Consider the following 23,082-nt stretch of genomic DNA (forward strand, 5'->3'; position numbering starts at 1 on the left):
CTCAAGTTCAGCCTTACAGTTATGTCAACTCGGTCCGACTGGGACGAAGTTAGGTGGGTCCGGAGGGCGCCACAAACACCCTCCGGGGGTCGGCGTGTCGGTGGACCGGGATCGCACGAATCACTGGCGACCCGATCGTCACATCAGCACCACTGGATGTGACGACCCGCCTGGGAAACGTCTCATCCCAGGGTCAAGACCCGGGAGATGCAGCGTCTGCGGAACTCTCGAAAACGACTTCGCGTGTCGGGCGTGTCGCACTGGACGGCGTGTCGGTCGGACGTTCTCGGATCCACCCCCGCATCCGCGCGGTCACCGTCGGCGACCGGTCAGGGGCGCGGCACCCGCCCCATCAGGTAGAACTCCTCGTTCGGCGGGATCGCCGCCCAGTGCGCGAGCCGGTTGGACAGCGCGAAGAACGACACGATCGCGCCGACGTCCCAGACGTCGTCGGTGCTCAGGCCGTGCGCCCGCAGCCCCGCGAGGTCCTCGGCGGTGACCTCGGCCGGGCGGACGGCCAGCGTCATGGCGACCTCGAGCACCGCGCGCATCCGTGCCTCCAGCGGCGCCTTCCGCCAGTCGACGGCGACCTGGTCGGCGAGGTAGGGGTCGCGGGCGCGGACCCGCGCGATCGCGCCGTGCGCGATCACGCAGTAGAGGCAGTCGTTGGCCGCGCTCGTCGCGACGACGATGAGTTCCCGCTCGGCCTTGGACAGCCCGGGGGTCTCCTTGTCCATGAGCGCGTCGTGCATCGCGAAGAACGCCGTGGCCTCCGCCGGTCGCCAGGACAGCGCGGCGAACACGTTGGGCAGGAAGCCCGAGCGTTCCTCGACCGCGGCGAACCGCTCCTGCAGGTCGGGCGGCAGCTCCGACCGGGGCGGGACGGGGAATCGACTGATCGGACCGGCTTCGGCGGGATCGGGCACGGGCCCATCCTGGGGCCGGGAACTACCGGAGCACCACCGCGTCGGGAGCGCTCACGTCGATCGTCGTCGCCGGTTCGAGCGACCCCGAGGCGATCTGGTCCACCAGGGCGGCCAGCGCGCTCGCCTTCGCCGGTGAGTCCTCGGCGCTGCCCCACCGCACGATCGTGCCGTCGGTCAGGGCCATCGAGATGTCCTCGGGATCCGCGGCGGCCACCCCGGCGACCTGCTCGCGGAGCGCGTCGGGCAGCGAGCCGATCGCGGTGAGCGCGGCGGTCGTCGCGGCGTCGTCGGGACCGGGGTTCTCGACGACGAGCTGCACGACACCGGCGGGCGGCTCGCCGGACACGGAGTCGAAGAGCACGCCCTCGGCGTCGACCAGCGAGCGCCGGCCCGGCTCCCCCACCACGGCCACCGGCACGCGCTCCACGACCGTGACGACGACGGTCTGCGGCCACCCACGGGTGACCTCGACCGAGGCCACCTGCGGCAGGTCGGCCACCCGCGCCTCGGCGGCGTCGACGTCCACCCGCAGCAGCGGGGTGCCCTGCTGCACCCCGGCCGCCTCGCGGACCAGCTCGGCCGACAGCGACGAGACGCCGTCGACCCGCACGGTCGACACCGCCAGGAGCGGACCGGCCCAGACCAGCCAGACGGCGAGCCCCAGCGCCAGCACCCCGGCTCCCGCGAGCACCGTGCGACGGCGGCGGCCGCCGCGCCGCGGGCGGCGCCGGGTGGCCAGGGGCGTGACCGGCGAGGAACCGCCGTGCCGTTCCGCCGTCCGTCGCGGTGCCCGGATGCGGTCCCGCGTGGTGGTACCGGTCCGGCTCACCGGGGCCCCTCCCCCGGATCGTCCTCCCCCGGGACCCGGCCGGCGAGCGCCTCGAGGACCTCCGGCCCGACCATCGACACGTCGCCGGCGCCCATGGTCAGCACGAGGTCGCCGGGGCGGGCCCGTGCGGCCAGCGCCGGCGCGGTCGCCGACCAGGACGGCTCGAACACCACCCGGTCACCCGGCAGCGGCACCGCGTCGGCGACCATCGCGCCGGTGACACCGGGCACCGGGTCCTCGCGGGCGCCGTAGACGTCCATGACCACGACCTCGTCGGCCAACCCGAGCGCCGCGCCGAACCCGGCGGCGAACTCCCGGGTGCGGCTGTAGAGGTGCGGCTGGAAGGCGACGACCAGGCGTCCGCTGCCGGCGACGGCGCGGGCGGCGCGCAGCTGCGCGGTGACCTCGGTCGGGTGGTGGGCGTAGTCGTCGTAGACCCGGACCCCGCCGGCGACACCCTTGAGCTCGAAGCGGCGGTGGACGCCGCCGAAGCGGGCCAGCCCGTCGACGAGGGCGTCGCCCGGCAGGCCCAGCTCGAGGCCGGCCAGCAGCGCGGCGGCGCTGTTGAGCGCCATGTGCTCGCCGGGGACGCGGATGCGCACCCGGCCGAGCACGGTGCCGTCGAGGACGGCGGTGTAGCTGGTCCCGTCCTGGGCCACGTGCAGGTCGACCAGCCGCAGGTCGGCGTCCTCGGCCCGGCCGTAGGTGCGCAGCCGCGCCGGTCCCTCCACCGTCCGCAGCCGCGCGGCACCCGGATCGTCGGCGCAGACCACGACGAACCCCTTCGGGTCCACCGTCTGCAGGAACCGGTCGAACGCGGCCTCGACCGCGGCCAGGTCGCCGTAGTTGTCCAGGTGGTCGGCCTCGACGTTGGTGACCACGGCGCCGAAGGGATCGAGCAGGAGGAAGGAGCGGTCGCTCTCGTCGGCCTCGGCGACGAAGACGTCGCCCTGCCCCGCGTGCGCGTTGCTGCCCGACTCGTTGAGGTCCCCGCCGATGGCGAACGAGGGGTCCACGCCGCAGGCCTGCACCGCGACGGTCAGCATCGAGGTGGTCGAGGTCTTGCCGTGGGTGCCGGCCACCGCGATGCTCCGGCGGCCGGCCATGACCGAGGCCAGGGCCACCGCGCGCGGGAGCACCCGCAGTCCCCGCTCCCGCGCCGTCGCGAGCTCGGGGTTGTCCGCCCGGATGGCCGTGGAGACGACGACGGTGTCGGCGTCGCCGAGGTGCGCCGGGTCGTGCCCGACCTCGACCCGGGCGCCGAGGGCGCGCAGCGCCAGCAGGGTCGGGGTGTCGCGGCGGTCGCTGCCCGAGACCCGCACGCCACGGGCCAGCAGGATCCGGGCGATGCCGCTCATGCCGGCCCCCCCGATGCCGATGAAGTGGACCGCGCCGAGCTCCTCGGGGGACGGCACGGGGTCCGTCCAGGCCGCCACGTCAGCGGCGCTCACTGCTCGCCACCTCCAGCACGATGTCGGCGAGCCGCTCGTGGGCGTCGGGGACCCCCGCGTCGGCGGCGTGCCGGGCGTAGCCGGCCAGGGCTGCCGGATCGGTGAGCAGCGGCAGCAGCTGCGCCTCGATCCAGGCGGGCCCGAGGTCGGCGTCCTCCACCAGCAGCCCGCCCCCGGCGTGGACGACGGGCAGGGCGTTGCGCCGCTGCTCGCCGTTGCCGATGGGCAGCGGCACGAAGGCCGCGGGCAGTCCCACGGCCGAGAGCTCGGCCACGGTCACCGCACCGGCCCGGCACAGGGCGAGGTCGGCGGCGGCGTAGGCGAGGTCCATGCGTTCCAGATAGTCCACGACGACGTAGGGCGCGCTCCCGGCGGGGCGGGGCGGCACGATCACGTCGGTGTTCTTGGGGCCCCGGGCGTGCAGCACCTGGACGCCTGCGGCGGTGAGCGCGTCCGCGGCGGCCACCGCGGCCCGGTTCAGCGAGGCGGCGCCCTGCGATCCGCCGACGACCAGCAGGGTCGGCCGGTCGGGCTCCAGCCCGAACTCGGCGCGGGCCTCGGCCCGGCGGGCGGCCCGGTCGAGGGTGCCGATCGCCGTCCGCAGCGGCATGCCCACGTGCTCGCCGTGGCGCAGCGGGGTGCCCGGCACGGTCACCGCCACGCGGGCGGCGAGCCGCGCCCCCACGCGGTTGGCGAGGCCGGGCAGCGCGTTCTGCTCGTGCACCACGATCGGGACCCGGGCCCGCCGCGCGGCGAGATAGGCCGGGAGCGCCACGTACCCGCCGAACCCGACGACGACGTCCGCGCCCACCTCGTCGAGCACGGCCCGGGTCTCGGCCACGGACCGGCGCACGCGACCGGGCACGCGGAGCAGGTCGAGCGTCGGCGTGCGGGGCAGCGGCACCGGCGGGATCAGCCGCAGCTCGTACCCGCGGGCCGGCACCAGGCGCGTCTCCATGCCGCGCGCGGTGCCGAGACAGGTGATCCGGATGTCGCCGTCGCCCCGGCGGCGCAGCGCGTCGGCCAGCGCGAGCATCGGCTCGATGTGCCCACCGGTTCCGCCCCCGGCCAGGACGACGCTGACCGGGCGGCTCATCGCGGCCCGCCCGGGCGGCGGGCCGCGCCCGGGGCCGGCTGCCGGCGGGCGGCGGGCGGCGGCGACTGCCGGCGGGCGGCGCCCGACGGTGGTTGCCGGCGGGGCGGGACGGCGCCCGTGGCGTGCACGACCGTGCGACCGCCGCCGGCCACCGAGCGCGCCGGCACCCGGTCCTCGGGACGGCGCCGCGGCCGGACCGGGTCGACGGCGACCGCGGGCACCGGCAGGAGGAGACGGGACAGCCGGCCGCGCGGGTGGGTCCGCTGGCTCTCGATCGCCGCCGGCTCCGCGCGGGCGAAGCGGGCGAGCAGACCGACGATGAACAGGGTGAGCACCAGGGACGTGCCACCGGCGGAGATCAGCGGCAGCTGGACGCCGGTCACCGGCAGCAGTCCGACCACGTACCCCATGTTCATGGCGGCCTGGCCGATCAGCCACACGGTGATCGCCACGCTGGCCAGCTGGACGAACCGATCGGCCGACCGGCGGGCGATCCGGAAGCCGGCGTAGGCCAGCACCCCGTAGAGGGTGACGACGACGAGGCAGCCGAGGAAGCCGAGCTCCTCGCCGATGATCGCGAAGATGTAATCGGACTGGGCGTGCGGCAGGAGGTTCCACTTCATCGCGCTGTTGCCCAGCCCCACGCCCCACAGGCCTCCGGTGGCCAGCGCGTACATGCCGCGGATGGCCTGGAACCCGCCGTCGGCGGGGTCGGCGAACGGGTCGAGGAACGCGGTGATGCGGGCCATCCGGTAGGGCGCCAGCCAGACCATCATGGCGATCCCCGCCGCGGCGACGCCGATGAGGATGCCGAACCAGCGCAGCGGCATGCCGCCGGCCCAGAGCAACCCGATCAGCACCAGCCCCAGGCTGACCACGGCGCCGAAATCGGGTTCGGCGATCAGCAGCAGCGACAGGATGCCGAACACCGGCAGCACCGGGACCAGCAGGGACGTCGTCGTCAGGTACCGCTCGCGCAGCGCCAGGACGTGCGCCCCCCACAGCGCGAAGACGAGCTTGGCGATCTCGGACGGTTGCAGGTTGGCGAAGCCCAGGTCGAACCACTGCCGCGCCCCGTTGAGCTTCAGCCCGATGCCCGGGACGAGGACCAGCAGCAGCATCGCGACGACGACGAGCAGGGCGATCGGCGACCAGCGGCGCACGAGCCCGGTGGGCAGCCGGAGCGCGACCAGCATCGCGCCGACCCCGATGCACGCCCAGATGAGCTGCTGCACGCCGGGCGCCCAGGCCGGCTGGTCGTCGAGGGCGGCCTCGATCGCGGAGGCGGAGAAGACCATCACGAGCCCGATGGCCAGCAGCAGGCCCGCGGCTCCGAGCACGAGGTGGCAGCTGGTCATCGGGCCGTCGAGCCAGGCCGGGCCGACGAGGCGGGGCGGGGCCGGGCGCTCCACGCGCGTCGTGCGGCCGCCCGGGCGCAGTGGCGCCTCGGTGCTGCTCACGCGGGGCCGCCCAGCGCCCGGACGGCGTCGGCGAACGCCCGCCCCCGGTGGGCGTAGTCGCGGAAGACGTCCATCGAGGCTGCCGCCGGCGCCAGCAGCACGGTGTCGCCGGGTCGGGCCAGCCCGGCCGCGGCGGCGACGACCCGGGTCATCGTCTCCTCCGCAGCGGTCGCCGTCCCGTCCATCCGGTCATCGTCGCCGCTGGCGACCGTGACCAGTGGGACTGATGGGGCGTGTCGCGCGAGGGATGCGGCGATCCGCTCCCGGTCGCGGCCGAGCAGCACCACCCCGGCCAGCCGCGGCGCGACCGCGGCGACCAGGGGGTCGACGTCGGCGCCCTTGAGCAGCCCGCCCGCGATCCAGACCACGCGGGGGTAGGCGGCCAGGGACGCGCCGGCCGCGTGCGGGTTGGTCGCCTTGCTGTCGTCGACGTAGTCCACCCCGCCCACGGTCGCCACCAGGACGTTCCGGTGCGCGCCGCCGCGGAAGCCGGCCAGCCCCTGGGCGACCGCGTCGGCCGGGACCCCGGCTGCCCGGGCGAGGGCGGCGGCGACCAGGGCGTTGACCGTGTTGTGCGGTCCCGGGAGCTCCAGGGCGGTGCGCTCGAGGAGCACCTCGCCCGCCGGGTCGCCGGAGAAGGCCCGGTCGACCAGCACCCCGGACCGGACACCGAGCTGGCCGGGGCCGGGCTCACCGAGGGTCACGGTCACCGGGTGCGGATGCGCCGCCACCAGCGCGGCGGCGACCGGGTCACCGGCGTCGGCGACGGCGACCGGCGCGTGCCGGAGGATCGCGGCCTTGGCATCCCGGTAGGCCTCGAAGGAGCCGTGCCAGTCGGTGTGGTCGTCGGCCACGTTCAGCACCGCGGCCGCGGCGGGGGCCAGCGACGAGGACCAGTGCAGCTGGAAGCTGGACAGCTCGACGGCGATCACGTCGTAGGCGGGCGCGCCGTCGTCGCCCCGGGCGGTGACGACCTCGACCAGCGGCCGCCCGACGTTGCCGGCGGCCACCGCGCGCCGGCCGGCGGCCAGCAGGATCGCCTCGAGCATCGTCACCGTCGTGGTCTTGCCGTTGGTGCCGGTCACCGCGAGCCACGGGGCAGCGGTGCCGTCGTCGGCGCCGGCGCGCAGCCGCCAGGCCAGCTCCGGTTCCCCCACCACCTCGACGCCGCGGCGCGCGGCGTCGGCCAGCAGCGGCGCGTCGGGCCGCCAGCCCGGGGAGGTGACCACCAGGTCGACGGAGCCGGGCACCTCGGACAGCGCCCCGAGCCAGCTAGCGCCGGCGGCCACCAGGTCGGCGACGACCGGCGGCTCCGCGGCGTCGGTGAGCAGCACGTGGGCCCCGCCGTCGAGCAGCACGCGGGCCGCCGCAGCACCCGAGACCCCGAGCCCCGCGACCAGGACCGTGCGACCGGCCAGATCGGACATCACAGCCCGACGAAGTTCAGCCAGTCGGCGTAGAACAGCCCGATCCCGAACGCCACGGCCATCCCGGTCACCAGCCAGAACCGGACGATCACCGTGTTCTCGGTCCAGCCGGCCAGCTCGAAGTGGTGGTGCAGCGGGGCCATGCGGAACACCCGCCGCCGGGTCGCGCGGAAGAACGCCACCTGGATCACGACCGAGAGGGTGACGGCGACGAACAGGCCCCCGGTCACGACCAGCAGCAGCTCGGTGCGCGTGACGATCGCCAGCCCGGCCAGGACGCCGCCCAGGGCCAGCGACCCGGTGTCGCCCATGAAGATCCGCGCCGGGCTGGTGTTCCACCACAGGAAGCCGATGCACGCGCCCAGGCCGGCCGCCGCCACGAGGGTGACGTCGAGCGGGTCCCGGACGGTGTAGCAGCCCTCGATGAGCTCGTTGGCGCAGTCGTGGGTGAACTGCCAGAAGGAGATGAAGACGTAGGAGGAGAACACCATCGCCGAGGAGCCCGCGGCCAGGCCGTCGAGACCGTCGGTGAGGTTGACCGCGTTGGAGAACCCGGCGATGAACAGGTAGGCCAGGATGACGAACCCGACCGCGCCGAGGGCGAACGGCGCGATGTCGCGGACGTAGGAGACCGTCGTCGACGCCGGCGTCACGTCATCGCTGTTCGGGAAGTTGAGCGCCAGCACCGCGAAGGCGACGCCGATCACCAGCTGGCCGACCAGCTTCGCCGTCTTGTTCAGCCCGAGGCTGCGGCGGTGCCGGATCTTCAGGTAGTCGTCGAGGAACCCGACGGTGCCCATGCCGACCATGAGGAACAGCAGCAGCAGCCCGGTGGCCGTGAAGCCCCATCCGGGCCGGCCGGCCAGGGGCAGGTGCGCGGCCACGTACCCGACGACCGTCGCGCCGACGATCACGGTGCCGCCCATCGTGGGCGTGCCCTGCTTGGACAGGTGGGTCTCGGGACCGTCGTCCCGGATCTCCTGCCCCAGGCCCTGACGCCGGAACAGGCGGATCGCCAGCGGCGTGATCAGGATCGAGATGATCACGGCGATGCCGGCCGCGATGAGGACCGATCTCACGAGGCGCCCCCGTCGGTCAGCAGGTCGGCGGCCAGGAGCTCCAGGCCGTAGGACCGGCTGGCCTTGACCAGCACCACGTCGCCGGGACGCAGCAGGTGCGCCAGCAGCTCGCGGGCTGCGGCCCGGTCCGGCACGTGCACCGACTCCTTCCCCGCGCGACGTCCGGCAGCGGTCGCGCCCTCGGCTATGCCTACCGCATCGGCACCCACGGCCACGATCAGGTCGACCCCGGCGGCGGCCGCGTCGCGGCCCAGCCGCTCGTGCTCGGCGGCGGCGCCCTCGCCGAGCTCGGCCATGGCACCCAGGACGGCGATGCGCCGCTCCCCCGCCATCCCGGTCAGCGCGGCGAGCGCGGCGCGCATCGACTCCGGGTTGGCGTTGTAGGCGTCGTTGACCACGGTGACGCCGTCGGGACGGCGACCCACCTCCATGCGCCAGCGGCTGCGAGACTCGGCGGCCGACAGCGCCTCGGCGACGGCGGCCGGCGTCATCCCGACAGCCAGGGCGGCCCCCGCCGCGGACAGCGCGTTGGCCACCTGGTGCTCCCCGACGACGCGGAGGTCGACCGCGTGCGCCTCGTCGGCGGCGAGCAGCGTGAAGCGGGCCCGACCCGACGGGTCGAGGACCACGTCCGTCGCCCGGACGTCGGCGTCGTGGCCCCGCCCCACGGCCAGCACCCGCGCGCGGGTGCGGGCTGCCATGCCCCGCACGCGCGGGTCGTCGTGCGTCAGGACGGCGGTGCCGTGCTCCGGCAGCGCCTCGACCAGCTCGCCCTTCGCCGCGGCGATGCCCTCCGGGCTGCCGAACTCGCCCAGGTGGGCCGAGCCCACGTTGAGGACGACGCCGACCTGCGGCGGGGCGACGCGGCAGAGCCGGGCGATGTGCCCGGGCCCGCGCGAGCCCATCTCCAGCACCAGGAAGCGGGTGCGCTCGTCGGCGCCGAGCACGGTGAGTGGCAGCCCGATGTCGTTGTTGTACGAACCCGGCGGGCTGACCGTGGGGCCGGCCGTGGCGAGCACCTGACCCAGGAGGTCCTTGGTCGACGTCTTGCCCGACGACCCGGTGATGCCCAGCGTCGCCATGCCCCGCGCGCTCAACCGCTCGTGGACGCCGGCCGCCAGCCGGCCGAGCGCGGCGACGGGGTCGGGCACGACCACGCAGGCCAGCGAGTCGTGCGGTCGCGTCGTGAGGGCGGCCACGGCCCCGGACGCCGCGGCGGCGTCGACGAAGTCGTGTCCGTCGACGCGCTCGCCCGGCACCGCCACGAACAGGTCGCCGGCCCCGACGGTGCGCGAGTCGAGCGTCACCGAACCGGTGACGCGCCCGTGTCCCCCGGCACCGGTGAGCTCGCCGCCGACCAGCGCGCTGATCTCGGCCAGTGAGAGTTCGATCATGCGTGCGTCCCCAGCTCCGCGAGCACCTCGCGCAGCACGTCGCGGTCGTCGAAGGGATGCACCGTCCCGGCGACCTCCTGTCCGGTCTCGTGGCCCTTGCCGGCGACGAGCAGCGTGTCGCCGGGGCGCGCCAGGCGGACGGCGGCGGCGAGCGCGGCCCGCCGCCCCGGCACCTCGTGCACCTCGGCGCGGCGTTCGGCCGGGACGTCCTGGACGCCGGTGAGCATGGCCGCGCGGATGGCGGCGGGATCTTCCGATCGCGGATTGTCGTCGGTCACGATCAGTACATCGCCGCCGGCGGCCGCAGCGGTCCCCATCGCGGGACGCTTCCCGGGATCGCGGTCCCCGCCGCAGCCGAGCACCGTGATCAGCCGCCCCGGAGTGGCGGCCCGCAGTGCGGCGAGCGCTGTCGCCACGGCGTCCGGGGTGTGCGCGTAGTCGACGACGGCGACGAACTGCTGCCCGGCGTCGACCGGCTCCATGCGGCCGGGCACGACCGTGTCGGCCAGGCCGGCCAGCGCCGTCCCGACGTCGACACCGACGCCGTCGAGCAGGGCGACGGCGAGGACGGCGTTGGCGACGTTGAACCGGCCCGGCAGCCGCAGGCGGGCCGGCCACGACCGGCCGCCCGGGCCGTGCAGGGTGAAGGTGGACCCGCCGTCGTCGGCCGGCGCCACCTCGGTCGCCCACCAGTCCGCGCGGCCCTCGGCGGAGACGGTCGTGGCGTCCGGGCGCAGGGCGGCCAGGCGCCGGCCGCCGTCGTCGTCGACCGTCAGGACCTCCCGGCCGGCCCGGCCGTCGAACAGCAGGGCCTTGGCGCGGAAGTAGTCCTCGAGGTCGCCGTGGAAGTCCAGGTGGTCGCGGCCGAGGTTGGTGAAGCCGGCGGCGGCGAAGCGCAGCCCGCCGACCCGGCCCAGCACGAGCGCGTGGCTGGAGACCTCCATGACCACGGCGGAGACGCCCGACTCGGCCATCGTCGCCAGCAGCGCGTGCAGGGCGGGTGCCTCCGGCGTCGTCCGGACGCTCGGGAAGGCCGTCACCGTCGGGGCGCCGTCGGCCCCCGTGCCGCGGGTGCGGGTCTGCACCGTGCCGATCAGGCCGGTGCCGAGACCGGCGGCGGCGAGCCCGGCCTCGACGAGGTACGCCGTCGTCGTCTTCCCGTTCGTGCCGGTGATGCCGACGACGGTCAGCCGGCTGCTCGGCTCGCCGTAGACCCGGTCGGCCACGGCGCCGAGCACCACGCGGGGGTCGTCGACGACGCAGACCGGGAGGCCCGACGCCAGCGCGGCGTCGCGACCGGAGGGATCGGTGAGGACGGCGACCGCGCCGCCGGCGACGGCCTGGTCGAGGTGGGCGACCCCGTGCGTGCGGGCGCCGGGCAGCGCCGCGTAGAGGTCTCCGGGGCGCACGTCGCCCGAGGCCAGGGTGACGCCGCGGATCTCGGGGTCCGCACCCGAACCGGCGGCCACCGCCTCGCCCACGAGGTCGGCTCTCCCCACCATCGGCTCGCCCACGAGGTCGGCGAGTCGAGCCAGGGGCACCGGCGCGTTCCCGGCAGGCCGGGGCGCCGACCCGGGGGCGGTCGGGGTCACGGGGCTCCAATCTACCGGCGGGACCGTGCACCCCCGTGCAGGTGACGAGTGTCCGCCCGGCGCGGCAGGTTCCGACGGCCGGGCCAGGTGCGGGCGCGGCCGGCCGTCAGGGGGTGCCGGTGAGGACGAACTCCGGCCGCGGCGTGCCCGACGGGACCACGCCGTTGGCCGTCAGTGCGTACCGCATCACGTCGCGGAAGACCGGTGCGGCGACCTGGCCACCCTCGGCCGAGCTCGTGGGGCGCTCCAGGTCGACGGCCACGACGTAGCGGGGCTCGTCGGCCGGCGCGAACCCGACGAAGGTCGTGACGTAGCCGCCGCCCTCGTAGCAGTTGCACTCGGGGTTGGCCCGCTGCGCGGTGCCCGTCTTGCCGGCGACCCGGAAGCCCTCGATCTGACCCAGCGGCGCGGTGCCGCCCTCGCCGACGACGGCCTCGAGCATGTAGGCCATGTCGTCGGCCGTCGCCTGGCTGATCACCCGGGTGCTCTCGGGCTCGGGCGCCGCCGTCACGTCGCCGTCCGGGCCGGTCACCGCCTGGACCAGGCGCGGCTCGATGCGCACGCCGCCGTTGGCGATGGTCTGGTACATGGAGGCCATCTGCAGGGTGGTGACCGAGACGCCCTGGCCGATCGGCACGTTGGCCGCGCGGCTGGCCGTCCAGTCCGCCGAGTCCTCGAAGATGCCGGCGCTCTCGCCCGGCAGCTCGATCCCGGTCCGGCTGCCGATGCCGAACGCCCGCATGTACTGCTCGAGCGTCTCGTCGCCGACCTCGCGCGCCAGCATGATCGTGCCCACGTTGCTGGACTTGGCGAGGATGCCGGTGACCGTCCAGTCGATCGGGGCGTGGTCGTGCGCGTCGGTCACCCTGCGGTCGCCCGCGTCGATGTGCCCGTTGACGGTCAGGACGGTGTCGGGCGTCGCGACGCCCTCCTCGAGGGCCGCCGCGAGCGTCACCGCCTTCATCACCGACCCGGGCTCGAAGACGTCGGAGACGACCGGGTTGCCGAGCAGGTCCGGATCGGTCGAGGAGTAGGAACCGGGGTCGTAGCCCGGGCACGAGCCCATGGCCACGACCTCACCGGTCGCGACGTCGAGGACCACCGCGGAGGCGCGCGTCGTCGCGCCGTCGGCGCACGCCTGCGCCAGCCGCTGCTCCATCACGTACTGCAGGTCCTGGTCGATGGTCAGCTGCACGGTGCTGCCGTCGACGGCGGGGGTCGACTCGTCGATGCCCGACGGGATGGGGTTGCCGCCGCTGCCCACCTCGACGGTGCGTTCCCCGGGGGTGCCGGACAGCTCCTCGTCGAAGGTCTGCTCGATGCCGGCCAGGCCGGTGTCCTCCCGGCCCACGAAGCCGACGACCTGCCCGCCGACGGCCCCGGCCGGGTAGAGCCGCACCGGGTCGTCCTCGAACAGCACGCCCGGCAGCTCCAGCGCCTCGATGGCGTCGACGGTCTCCGGGGAGATCTGGGTGGCGAGGATGACGTACCGGCCGTCCGCCGACAGCTTCTCGGTGAGCTCGGGCACCGGCACGTCGAGCAGGGTCGTCAGCGCCAGCGCGGTCCGGGCGGGGTCCTCGACGACCGTCGGGTCGGCGACCACGCGCGAGGCGTCGACGGTGTAGGCGAACGGGCGACCCTCGCTGTCGAGCACCGCGCCGCGCAGTGCCGCGACCGGGTAGGTCCGCAACCGGTCCTGCTCGGCGGCGTTGGCGTAGGCCGCGCCGTCGACACCCTGCAGCACCGCCAGGCGGCCGACCACCAGGACCAGCAGCGTGATCATCACGATCAGGCCCCAGCGGTTGCGCAGCCCCCGCTGGTCGATGGAGAGCCCGGCGCCGCTGCGCCGGCTGCCGGGGGCGCGCCGCGACGTGAACGCACCCGGCGTGCCGCGACCGCCGGGCGGACGCTGCCCCGACCGGGCGATCGTGCGTCCGGTCGTGCGGGGGCCGACCGTGTTCGGCACCGCTCAGCCACCGTCCGTGGGCTCGGCGTCCGGTGCGGGAGCCGGCTCGGGGGTACCGCGCAGTTCCACCGATCCGTCGGGCGCGATGACCAGGTAGCCGGCCGGCCCGGCCGGCACGAGGCCGGCCGCGGCGGCGGCAGCGGCGATCTGCGCCGGCGACCCGCCGGCGACCACCCGCCGCTCGAGCCGCTGGACGTCCTGGGCCCGCTCGGCGTTCTCGGCCTGCAACTGCGTGGCCTTGAGGGAGTCGACCGCGATCGCGGTGTTGAGGATCAGCAGGCCCAGCGTGGTGCCCACCAGCAGGCCGACGACCAGGAGCACGAACGGCGCCCGGCGACGGGTGGCGTCGTGCCGGGTGTGGCGCCGCGGGCGGGCGCCGGCCGGCGCAGCGGTGCCGACCAGCCGCAGCTCGGGGCGCACCGGCGTGGCCCGCTTCGCGGGCGTCCGGGGCACCGCGGTCCGGGGGGTGGTGGCGCGGGCTGTGGTGGCGCGGGGGGTGGTGGCGCGGGCTGTGGTGGCGCGGGCCGTGGTGGCGCGGGCCGTGGTGGCGCGGGCTGTGGTGGCGCGGGCCGTGGTGGCGCGGGCCGTGGTGGCGCGGGCCGTGGTGGCGCGGGCTGTGGTGGCGCGGGCCGTGGTGGCGCGGGCCGTGGTGGCGCGGGCCGTCGCGCGGTCGCTCATGCCGCCCTCCGGATGCGCTCGGCGGCCCGGACACGGGCGGATGCGGCCCGCGGGTTGGCCGCGACCTCGCTGTCGGAAGCGGCCTCGCCGCCGCGGGTCAGCAGGCGGAGGACCGGTCCGAGCTCGGGGACGGGCACCGGGAGGTCCGGCGGCGTGCGGTCGGCGGCCCCCGCGGCGAGGGTCTGCTTCACGATGCGGTCCTCCAGCGAGTGGAACGTGATCACCACGACCCGCCCGCCGACGGCCAGCGCGTCGATCGCGGCCGGCAGGGCGCGCTCGAGCGCACCCAGCTCGTCGTTCACCTCGATGCGCAGCGCCTGGAACGTGCGCTTCGCCGGGTGCCCGCCGGTGCGCCGGGTCGCGGCGGGGATCGAGTCGCGCACGAGCTCGGCCAGCCGGGCGGTCGTCGTGAAGGGCTGACGGGCTCGCTCCCGGTCGATGGCCGCGGCGATCCGCGAGGCGAACCGCTCCTCGCCGTAGACCCGCAGCACGCGGGCCAGCTCCTTCGGCGAGTAGGTGTTGACGACGTCGGCGGCGGTCCGCCCCGCGCCGGGGTCCATCCGCATGTCCAGCGGCGCGTCGGTCGAGTAGCTGAAGCCGCGCTCGGGCCGGTCGAGCTGGAGCGAGGAGACGCCGAGGTCGAACAGGACGCCCTGCACCTCGTCGATCCCGAGCCGGTCGAGCACGTCGGGGAGCTCGTCGAAGACGGCGGGCACGAGGGTGGCGCGGTCCGCGTACCCGGCGGCCTCGATGCGGCGGGCGGCCTCGGCGCGGGCCTCGGGGTCGCGGTCCAGGCCGATCAGCCGCAGCTCCGGATGGGCGGCGAGCATGGCCAGCGAGTGCCCGGCGAGGCCCAGGGTGGCGTCGACGAGGACGGCGCCGGGCGCGCTGCAGGCAGGGGCGAGGAGTTCGGTGACGCGTTCGAGGAGGACGGGCACGTGCACCGCGGGCCGCGAGGGCTCGGGCGCCGCGGCGGAACCCGTGCTGCTCATCGTCGACTGCCTCTCGAAGGGTCCGGGTCTGCTCCCGGAATGGTGCCGCGCGCGGCCGCGCGGCGGTGGGACGCGGGGCCATGCGATGCGTAACGGTTCCGGTGGAGCCGAGTGGGGCGGTGGGCCGCGGTGGGGCCGGTGGGGCGCAGTGGGGGCGGTGGGTCCGAGTGGGGCCCGTACCCGGTGGCGGGCCCGCTGCCCGCCACCCGCGGGGCCCGCCTGGCGTCGGGGAAGAGCGCCAGGTGGAGCCCCGCGGGGGTGGGGTGGATCTCCTGGGCCGGGAGCGGGTCTCCGTTTCGTCCGGGACCGAGCCGCGGGGAAGGCGGCTGGGGCCCGGGTCCGGTCGAGCCGCGGGGAAGGCGGCTCGTTCGGGTGCGGTCGCGGAGGCCCGCAGGAGCGGTTGCTGCTGGCCGGCAGGCGATCCCGGGATTCACGACAGGGTCGGCATCCCCTCGCTCTCCATGTCGGCGTACGCCGCTTCCTGCTCCGCCACGTAGGCGTCCCAGGTGCTCTGGTCCCAGATCTCGAACCGGGTGTCGACTCCGACCACGACGACGTCGCGGTCGAGGTGCGCGTACTCCCGGAGGCTCGCCGGGATGGTGATGCGACCGGTCTTGTCGGGTTCGATCTCGACCATCGACCCGAAGCTCATGCGGGCCCGCATGCGGGCCGCGGCGGTGTCGGAGGGGGCCATGGCGGCCACGGCGGCGCTCTGCTCGGCGACCCGGGCCATGGTCAGGCCGTAGATGCAGTGCTCCTGGCCCTTCTTGATCACCATGCCGCCGGCCACCTGGTCGCGGAAGCGGACGGGCAGGGCGAGCCGGCCCTTCTCGTCCAGCCGCAACTGGTAGCTGCCGACGAACACCGGATCACCCCCTGCATCGGTCCTCCTATGGCTCCGCAGTGACCCCTGGTCGGTCCCTGCCTCCCCACCGGGCGACACAGTAACCCACTAGCCCCCACTCGACACCACTCGTCGCCGTGTCGTGACCTGTCCGCCCCACTGCTCCCGCAGCCCTCCCGGCGCTGGTCAGCGGCGCGCGGAACGGCTCCGGAGCGTCGCGGCGCCGAGACCTCTCCCAGAGCGCCCGCGGCCACGTACGGTGGATGACGTGACGGAGGCGACACGGACCGCCGACGGACCGGCCTCCTCGGTCGACGTCGCCGCGGAAGGCACGCGGATCGCGGCCAACATCGGGCGCGTTGTCCAAGGCAAGCCCGACGTCGTCCGGCTGGCCCTCGTGGTGCTGCTGGCCGAGGGCCACCTGCTGATCGAGGACGTGCCCGGCGTGGGCAAGACCACGCTGGCCAAGGCGCTGGCCGCGTCCGTCGACGCCACCGTCCGGCGGATCCAGTTCACGCCCGATCTCCTGCCCAGCGACGTCACCGGGGTCGCGATCTACGACCAGGAGTCGCGGGAGTTCGAGTTCAAGCCCGGCGCAATCTTCGCCAACATCGTGGTGGCCGACGAGATCAACCGGGCCTCGCCCAAGACGCAGTCGGCGCTGCTGGAGTGCATGGAGGAGCGGCAGGTCACCGTCGACGGCGTCAGCTACGAGCTGGCCCGGCCGTTCCTGGTCATGGCGACGCAGAACCCGCTGGAGATGGAGGGCACCTACCCCCTCCCCGAGGCCCAGCGCGACCGGTTCACCGCCCGCGTCTCCATGGGCTACCCCGACCGCGACGCCGAGCTGTCGATGCTCGACGAGCGGTCGGTGGCCGACCCGCTGACCACCCTGGCCCCGGTGGCCGATGCGGCGACCGTCCGCGAGCTCGTGGCCGCGGTCGGCCGGCTGCACGTCTCCGACGCGGTCCGCCGCTACGTCGTCGCCCTGGTCGAGGCCTCCCGCCGCTCCCCCGACCTGCGCCTGGGCGCCTCACCGCGGGCCGGCCTCCAGCTGCTGCGCGCCGCCCGCGCGGCGGCGGCCCTGACCGGCCGCGACCACGTGCTGCCCGACGACGTCCAGGCGCTGGCCGGCCCCGTGCTGGCCCACCGCCTGCTCCTCACCGCCGACGCGGCCCTCGGCCGCCGCAGCACCGAACAGGTGGTCGCCGACCTGCTGACCACCGTCCCGGTCCCCCGCGGGCGCTGACCTCCCGTGCGCGGGCCGGCCGGCAGGGTGCTGTCCTTCCTCACGCTGCGGGGCCGCTGCCTGGTCGGCGGCGCCGGAGCGCTCCTCCTGCTGGGGATGCTGCTCGGCGAGCGGCCCCTGGTGCAGCTCTCGGTCTTCGCGCTCGCGCTCCCGCTGCTGTCCTCCGCCGCCGTCGCGCGAGAACGCTTCCGGCTGACCGCGCGGCGCACGCTGTCCCCCGCCCGGGTCCCGCGCGGCGACAGCGCGGACGTGCTGCTCGAGGTCACCAACGCCGACGGCCGCGCCGGCGGCCTCTGGATGCTGGCCGAGCAGCTGCCGCCGGAGCTCGGCCCCGCCCCGCAGTTCGTCGTCGAACGGCTCGGCGGCGGCGCGACCGCGGCCCTGCCCTACCGCGTGCACGGCGCCCGCCGGGGCCGGCACGCGCTGGGCCCGCTGCGCCTGCGACTGGTCGACCCGTTCGGTCTGGTGGAGCGGACCGCCGTCGGCGCCGGCACCGCGCCGCTGCTCGTCGTCCCCCGGGTGCGCCCGCTCGGCCCCGGCGGGCCGGCCGGAGGGCACGGCGGCGGCGGCGACGGGGCGCGCCGCTCGATCGCCGTCCACGGCGAGGACGACGTGAGCACCCGCGAGTACCGCCACGGCGACGACCTACGCAAGGTGCACTGGCGGGCCACCGCCCGCGTGGGCGAGCTCATGGTTCGCCTGGAGGAGCGTCCCTGGCGGGCGCAGGCGACCCTCTTCCTCGACACGCGGTCACGGGCCCACGTCGTGGCCGGCCGCGCGACGGAACTCCCCGCGACCGGCCCGGCCGGCGACGACTGCCCGCCCCCCGACAGCCTCGAGTGGCTGGTCGAGGCGGCGGCGAGCATCGGCACCATGCTGGCCCGCCGGGGGGCGGCGCTGCGCCTGGTCACCGACGTCGGCGAGCTGGTCCCCACGACGGGCCGGGGCCGGCTGACCCCCGACGACCTGCTCGACCGCCTCGCGACGGTCGGCCCGTCCCGCGTCCCGTCCCTCGCGCACGGCATCGAGCAGCTGGGCCGGGCCGCCGGGGAGGGGCCGGTCGTCTGCCTCCTCGGTGCGGTCGGGCCCGACGACGTCGTCGACCTGGTGCGCGCGCGATCCGGGCCGACGCGAGACTTCGCGATCCTCGCCGACCTCGGCAGCTGGGCCGCCGGCCCGGCCCGCGGTCGGCGGGCGCTGTCGGCCGCCTCCCGGGAGACGCTCGACCGGCAACGGGAGGACGCCGCGAGGCTGCTGCGGGCCGCTGGCTGGCAGGTGGCAACCGCAGGCGCCGACCTGTCGGTCGCCGACGTGTGGGCCTCGCTCGGCGGGCCCGTCGCCGCCGCCCCGTCCGTGCCCGGCGGGTTGGGGGTGCCGGCATGACCCGCGCGGACGTCCGGACGGCGGTGACCGCGGCGCTGGCCACGCTGCTGGGTGCGCTCGCGCTGCGTCCGGTCTTCGCCACCGGCCGCTGGTTCCCGCCGGCCCTGGCCGCCGTGCTCGTCGTCCTCGCCGGGGGCCTCCTGCTCCGCGGCGGTGGACCGGTTCTCTGGTCGTGGCTCTCCCGCGGGCGCCCGGTGCCCGACCGCGTGGCGGGGCTCGGCGTGATCCTGGTGCCCGTCGGTCAGCTCGTGCTGCTGGCGGGTCTGCTGTCCGCCCTGTACGCGCCGGGCGGGGCGTTGCTCGGCCTGCTGCCCACCCCGGCGAGCCTCACGGAGGTCCTCGGCGTGCTCGCCGACGGCGCGGCCGAGGTGCGCGAGCAGGCGCCCCCCGCGCTGGCGCTGACCGGGCTGGTGTCGCTGACCACGCTGCTCGTCGGGTTCGTCGCCGTCATCGTCGACCTCGTCGCCGTGGCGGGGCGGCAGGCGGCGGTCGCGGGGCTCGGGCTGCTCGTCCTCTACTGCGTGCCGGTCGGCACGATCACCGGCGGCATCGGGCTGCTCCCGGTCGCCGCGCCCGCGGCGGGCCTGGCCCTCCTGCTGTGGACCGACCAGCACCGGCGGCTGGCCGACCGGGAGCGGTCCGCACGCAGCCGCGGCGGCGGGCTGCGTCCCGGCACCGGCACGGTCGCGGCCGCGCGCATCGGGTTCTCGGCGCTGATCACCGGCCTCGTCGTCGGCGCCGTCGTCCCGACCCTGGCCGAGGGTTCCCTGGCCACCGGCCTGGGAGGCGGCACCGGCGGGAGCACGGGCACGGCGCTCGACCCGGTCGCCGAGCTGCGCGGCCAGCTCACGCTGCCCGAGCCGATCGACCTGTTCCGGATCAGCACGTCGGTCGACGACCCGGGCTACCTGCGCGCGGTGGCGCTGGACCAGTTCGACATCGAGGCCGGCTGGACCTTGAGCAACCTGGCCGGCGAGACCTCCATCGCCGAGGACGAGCGGCTGGCCCCACCGCCGGATCCGGGAGAGGCGCGGCCGGTCGATGCCCGCATCCGGAGCATCCGGCACGACGACCGCTTCCTCCCGGTCCCCGGCAACCCGCTGTCGGTGCGCATGGACGACGGCAGCGACGAGAGCTGGCGCTTCGACCCGGCCACCGCGACGATCTACGGCCGCGAGGTGACCACGGCCGGCGTCAGCTACTCGGTGTCCGCCCTGGAGGCGCGACCGTCGGCGGACGTGCTCGCCGCAGCGCCCCAGCTGCCGCCCGGTGACGAGATCCAGGACCGCTACACGGCGCTGCCCCCCCTCGACGCGACGGTCACCGACCTGGTCACCGAGCTCACCGCGGGAGCCGAAGGGCCCTACCAGCGGGTCCGCGCGATCCTGGACCACCTGACCAATCGGGCCAACGGCTTCATCTACAGCCTGTCCACGGCCCCGGGCACGAGCGGCGACGACCTCGTCGACTTCCTCCGGCTCAAGCGCGGCTACTGCGAGCAGTACGCCGGGGTCATGGCGGCGCTGGTGCGGGTCGCCGGGGTGCCCGCGCGGGTGGTGCTGGGCTACACCCCGGGCAGCGAACGCTCCGACGGCAGCCGGGTGGTCACCAGCGACGACGCGCACGCGTGGGTCGAGGTCTACTTCGCCGGGCTCGGCTGGGTGCCCTTCGACCCGACGCCGATCGCCGCCGATCGCGCCGTGGACCTGCCCTGGGCGCCGCGGGTGGGCGGACCGACCGCCGATCCCGGCGTCGACGAACCGGTGCCGACCGCGGCTCCGCTGCCGAACGTGCCGCGCGAGGACCGCGCGAACGAGCCCGTGCCGACCACCCCCGGGAACGCCTCCGAGACCGGCCCGCTGAGCACGCTCCTGCCGGTCGCCGGCGCGGTCCTGCTGGTCGCCGGCCTCCTCGCGCTGCCTGCGGGGGCACGGACCTGGCAGCGCCGGCGCCGCATCGCCGACGGCAGCGCGGGAGCCCTGTGGGACGAGCTGACCGCGACCGCGCTCGACCTGGGACTCCCCCGCAACCCGGCGTGGACGCCGCGGCAGACCGCGCGCGAGCTGGCCGGCGCAGCACGCACGGCCGACCCCGCGGTCGGGGACGCCGTCGCACGGCTCGCGCGGGCCGAGGAGGCGGCGAGCTACGGGCCGGCCGGCCGGGACGTCGCGGGGCCGGAGCTGCTCGAGGCGCTGCGGACGGCGCGGCGCGGGTTGCTCGGGGCGTCCTCCCCCCGCACCCGCGCACTGGCGCTGGGCTGGCCGGCCTCGTTGCGGGCCGCCGTCCGCGACCGGGTGGCCGGCTGGCTCGACCGCCGTCCGGTGCTGCTCGGCGGCCGCCGCTCGCGGACGGTCTGAGGGCTACTGGTCGTAGCGGCGGCGGAAACGCTCCTCGAGGCGGCTCTTCAGCGGCTGCTTCCCAGAGCGGCCACCGCGGCCGGAGCGGCCCGACGAGGTCGAGCCGCGGCCACCGACGGGCCCACCGCCGGCCTCGACGGCACCGGTGGCGGCCTTGTAGTGGAAGACGCCGAGGGCGACGCCGGCGAAGGCGATCAGGAAACCGAGCACCCCGAGCGGCACCGACCGGGCCACCGCGCCACCGACCAGGACGGCGAAGCCGACCAGGACGAGGAGAGCGCCCAGCTGTAGCTTCCGGCGCGCCTTGAGGCGCCGGTCACCGGTACGGACGGTCGACGCGAACTTCGGATCGTCATCGACGAGTGCACGCTCGATCTGCTCCAGCAGACGCTGCTCGTGCTCGGAGAGCGGCACGTCGACCTCCAGGTGGGCGGAGCCATGGCCGTCGGAGGCACCCTCCGGCGGTGACATCGAGGATACGAGCCGTTTGCAGGCAGCGAAAGGCGGCCGTGCGGCGGTGCCCCAGGATCATCGTTTGGTCACTCCTCCGAGTGGCGTTCGTCGGTGGCCCGGCGGGACCTTCGACACCTCTGGGGAACGTCGTCCGCGCAGGTCAGCCGGGTCGGCGGTCGCGGTGCAGCAGGGTCGCCGGCCGGACGGCGCCGGCCCCGAACCGCCGGGCGGCCCGGTCGGCGGCGAGCTCGGCCTCCCGGCGGCCGTGCTCGCGCGCCCCCAGCTCGAGCTGCTGGGGCGCCGTGTCGGCCTCGACCAGCCGCTCGGCCCGCACGCCGACGAGCCGGATCCGCGCCCGGTCCAGCCCGAGCGCGTCGAAGAGCCCGCGCGCGGTGTCGTAGATCTCCTTGCCCACGTCGGTCGGGACGTCGAGCGTGCGACTGCGGGTGATGGTGGCGAAGTCGGCGAAGCGCACCTTGATGCTCACCGTGCGGGTCAGCCACCCCCCGGAACGCAGCCGGCCCGCCGTGCGCTCGGACAGCAGCAGCAGTTCCCGGTGGATGACCACGGGATCGTCGATGTCGGTACCGAAGGTCTCCTCGTGGCCGGTGGACTTCTCCGGCTCGTCGGGGACCACCCGCCGCGGGTCGCGCCCCCACGCCAGATCGTGCAGATGGCTGCCGGCCGCCGAGCCCAGCGCCCGCTGCAGGGTCTTGGCCGGCACGTGCGCCAGGTCGCCGACGGTTCGCAGGCCCAGCCGGAGCAGGACCTCCTCGGTCTTCGGGCCCACCCCCCACAGCGCGCCGACCGGCAACGGGTGCAGGAAGTCCATGACCTCCGCGGGACGGACGACGCGCAGACCGTCGGGCTTGGCCGACGTCGAGGCGAGCTTGGCGACGAACTTGGTGCCGGCCACGCCGACCGAGCAGGTGATGCCCTGCTCGTCGAAGACCCGGGCGCGCAGGTACTCACCGATCTCCGCCGCGTCGCCCAGCCGGCGGCGGGATCCGCGGACGTCGAGGAACGCCTCGTCCAGGCTCAACGGCTCCACGAGCGGGGTGATCGAGCGGAACAGCGCCATGACCGACCGGGAGACCTCGGCGTAGAGCGCCAGGTCACCCGGCAGCACCGTCGCCGTCGGGCACAGCCGCAGCGCGCGGGAGGTCGGCATCGCCGCGTGCACCCCGTAGCGGCGCGCCTCGTAGGTGGCCGAGGTGACCACCCCCCGGTTGCCCGCGCCCCCGACGATCACCGGGGTGCCGGCCAGCTCGGGGCGCCGGCGCACCTCGACGCTGGCGAAGAAGGCGTCCATGTCGACGTGCAGCACGGTGCACCCCGCCGCCCGGCCGCCGGTCACCTGCCACCTCCTCGACACGTCGAACACCTGTTCGACTCAGGAGGAGAGTAACGCCCCCCGGCGGCCGCGGCCCGGTTCGGCGCGCGGGCAACCAACCCACGACCACGATCGAGGACGCCGGTGCGCACGAACGGTCCCGAGCGCGGATCACCGCACCGTTCCGGCCTGCGTCCGGCGGCTCGGATGGGCATGATCGTCATCGGTGGACAGCGCCCGATCGGACCGCAGGACCGCGGCCGGCGCGACGACCGGATCGGAGATGACATGGCACTCGACGACGACGACATGACCAGCACGGAGGGCCCGGCCGACGGCGGAGCTGACGGCGGGGCCGACGGTGGCGCTGACGGCGGTGCCGACAGCGGTGCGCACGGCCCGGCGGACGGTGGCGCGGACGGCGGTGCCGACGGTGGAGCGGACGGCGGTGCCGACGGTGGCGCTGACGGCGGTGCCGACGGTGGCGCCGACGGTGGCGCAGACGGTGGCGCAGACGGTGGCGCAGACGGTGGCGCAGACGGCGGTGCCGACGGCGGCGCGGACGGTTCCGCC

19 protein-coding genes are annotated in these 23,082 nt (G+C 75.8%); 3 read left to right on the top strand and 16 right to left on the bottom strand.

Features of this window, described 5'->3' with window-relative positions:
• Window positions 1–329 precede the first annotated feature (329 nt).
• From ABD644_RS12685 to mraZ, 13 genes are all read right to left on the bottom strand, one after another.
• Complete coding sequence (locus tag ABD644_RS12685) at window positions 330–926, bottom strand: peroxidase-related enzyme (RefSeq protein ID WP_344689263.1); 597 nt, start codon at window positions 924–926, stop codon at window positions 330–332.
• Window positions 927–948: 22 nt separating this feature from the next.
• A complete protein-coding gene (locus tag ABD644_RS12690) occupies window positions 949–1,755 on the bottom strand; it encodes a cell division protein FtsQ/DivIB (protein WP_344689264.1) in 807 nt (268 codons plus the stop codon).
• Window positions 1,752–3,206, bottom strand: a complete 1,455-nt coding sequence (murC, locus tag ABD644_RS12695; RefSeq protein WP_344689265.1) for a UDP-N-acetylmuramate--L-alanine ligase — start codon at window positions 3,204–3,206, stop codon at window positions 1,752–1,754. Before murC ends, ABD644_RS12690 begins: the two co-directional genes overlap by 4 nt.
• Entirely contained in the window at window positions 3,193–4,302 is a 1,110-nt protein-coding gene (murG, locus tag ABD644_RS12700; protein WP_344689266.1) for an undecaprenyldiphospho-muramoylpentapeptide beta-N-acetylglucosaminyltransferase, read from the bottom strand. Before murG ends, murC begins: the two co-directional genes overlap by 14 nt.
• A complete protein-coding gene (ftsW, locus tag ABD644_RS12705; protein WP_344689267.1) occupies window positions 4,299–5,762 on the bottom strand; it encodes a putative lipid II flippase FtsW in 1,464 nt (487 codons plus the stop codon). Before ftsW ends, murG begins: the two co-directional genes overlap by 4 nt.
• The gene (gene murD / locus ABD644_RS12710; protein ID WP_344689268.1) at window positions 5,759–7,189 is read right to left on the bottom strand and encodes a UDP-N-acetylmuramoyl-L-alanine--D-glutamate ligase; all 1,431 of its coding nucleotides are present in this window, start codon (window positions 7,187–7,189) and stop codon (window positions 5,759–5,761) included. The genes ftsW and murD overlap by 4 nt, the downstream gene beginning before the upstream one ends.
• Window positions 7,189–8,268, bottom strand: coding sequence for a phospho-N-acetylmuramoyl-pentapeptide-transferase (gene mraY / locus ABD644_RS12715; protein ID WP_344689269.1), 1,080 nt, complete (start codon window positions 8,266–8,268; stop codon window positions 7,189–7,191). Before mraY ends, murD begins: the two co-directional genes overlap by 1 nt.
• A complete protein-coding gene (locus ABD644_RS12720) occupies window positions 8,265–9,662 on the bottom strand; it encodes a UDP-N-acetylmuramoyl-tripeptide--D-alanyl-D-alanine ligase (RefSeq protein ID WP_344689270.1) in 1,398 nt (465 codons plus the stop codon). Before ABD644_RS12720 ends, mraY begins: the two co-directional genes overlap by 4 nt.
• On the bottom strand, window positions 9,659–11,254 hold the full coding sequence (locus tag ABD644_RS12725) for a UDP-N-acetylmuramoyl-L-alanyl-D-glutamate--2,6-diaminopimelate ligase (protein WP_344689271.1): 1,596 nt from the start codon (window positions 11,252–11,254) through the stop codon (window positions 9,659–9,661). The genes ABD644_RS12720 and ABD644_RS12725 overlap by 4 nt, the downstream gene beginning before the upstream one ends.
• Before the next feature lie 106 nt (window positions 11,255–11,360).
• The gene (locus tag ABD644_RS12730; RefSeq protein WP_344689272.1) at window positions 11,361–13,220 is read right to left on the bottom strand and encodes a peptidoglycan D,D-transpeptidase FtsI family protein; all 1,860 of its coding nucleotides are present in this window, start codon (window positions 13,218–13,220) and stop codon (window positions 11,361–11,363) included.
• Window positions 13,221–13,223: 3 nt separating this feature from the next.
• On the bottom strand, window positions 13,224–13,898 hold the full coding sequence (ftsL, locus tag ABD644_RS12735; protein ID WP_344689273.1) for a cell division protein FtsL: 675 nt from the start codon (window positions 13,896–13,898) through the stop codon (window positions 13,224–13,226).
• The gene (gene rsmH, locus ABD644_RS12740) at window positions 13,895–14,890 is read right to left on the bottom strand and encodes a 16S rRNA (cytosine(1402)-N(4))-methyltransferase RsmH (protein ID WP_344689274.1); all 996 of its coding nucleotides are present in this window, start codon (window positions 14,888–14,890) and stop codon (window positions 13,895–13,897) included. Before rsmH ends, ftsL begins: the two co-directional genes overlap by 4 nt.
• Before the next feature lie 430 nt (window positions 14,891–15,320).
• Entirely contained in the window at window positions 15,321–15,755 is a 435-nt protein-coding gene (gene mraZ / locus ABD644_RS12745; protein WP_344689275.1) for a division/cell wall cluster transcriptional repressor MraZ, read from the bottom strand.
• Between the two features lie 247 nt (window positions 15,756–16,002).
• On the opposite strand from mraZ, the gene ABD644_RS12750 reads away from it, so the two are divergent.
• Genes ABD644_RS12750 through ABD644_RS12760 form a run of 3 tightly spaced genes read left to right on the top strand, consistent with a single transcriptional unit; the run spans window position 16,003 to window position 20,723 of the window.
• The gene (locus tag ABD644_RS12750; RefSeq protein WP_344689276.1) at window positions 16,003–16,983 is read left to right on the top strand and encodes an AAA family ATPase; all 981 of its coding nucleotides are present in this window, start codon (window positions 16,003–16,005) and stop codon (window positions 16,981–16,983) included.
• A 6-nt stretch (window positions 16,984–16,989) separates the two neighbouring features.
• The gene (locus ABD644_RS12755; RefSeq protein ID WP_344689277.1) at window positions 16,990–18,366 is read left to right on the top strand and encodes a DUF58 domain-containing protein; all 1,377 of its coding nucleotides are present in this window, start codon (window positions 16,990–16,992) and stop codon (window positions 18,364–18,366) included.
• Complete coding sequence (locus ABD644_RS12760) at window positions 18,363–20,723, top strand: transglutaminase TgpA family protein (protein WP_344689278.1); 2,361 nt, start codon at window positions 18,363–18,365, stop codon at window positions 20,721–20,723. Before ABD644_RS12755 ends, ABD644_RS12760 begins: the two co-directional genes overlap by 4 nt.
• Window positions 20,724–20,726: 3 nt before the next feature.
• On the opposite strand, the gene ABD644_RS12765 is transcribed toward ABD644_RS12760, so the two are convergent.
• From ABD644_RS12765 to ABD644_RS12775, 3 genes are all read right to left on the bottom strand, one after another.
• Entirely contained in the window at window positions 20,727–21,194 is a 468-nt protein-coding gene (locus ABD644_RS12765) for a DUF3040 domain-containing protein (protein WP_344689279.1), read from the bottom strand.
• Window positions 21,195–21,336: 142 nt separating this feature from the next.
• Window positions 21,337–22,533, bottom strand: coding sequence for a DNA polymerase IV (gene dinB, locus ABD644_RS12770; protein ID WP_344689280.1), 1,197 nt, complete (start codon window positions 22,531–22,533; stop codon window positions 21,337–21,339).
• Between the two features lie 147 nt (window positions 22,534–22,680).
• Window positions 22,681–22,905, bottom strand: a complete 225-nt coding sequence (locus ABD644_RS12775) for a hypothetical protein (protein WP_344689281.1) — start codon at window positions 22,903–22,905, stop codon at window positions 22,681–22,683.
• Window positions 22,906–23,082: the final 177 nt, after the last annotated feature.

The sequence above is a fragment of the Blastococcus jejuensis genome, from assembly GCF_039534705.1.
Lineage (GTDB): Bacteria > Actinomycetota > Actinomycetes > Mycobacteriales > Geodermatophilaceae > Blastococcus_B > Blastococcus_B jejuensis.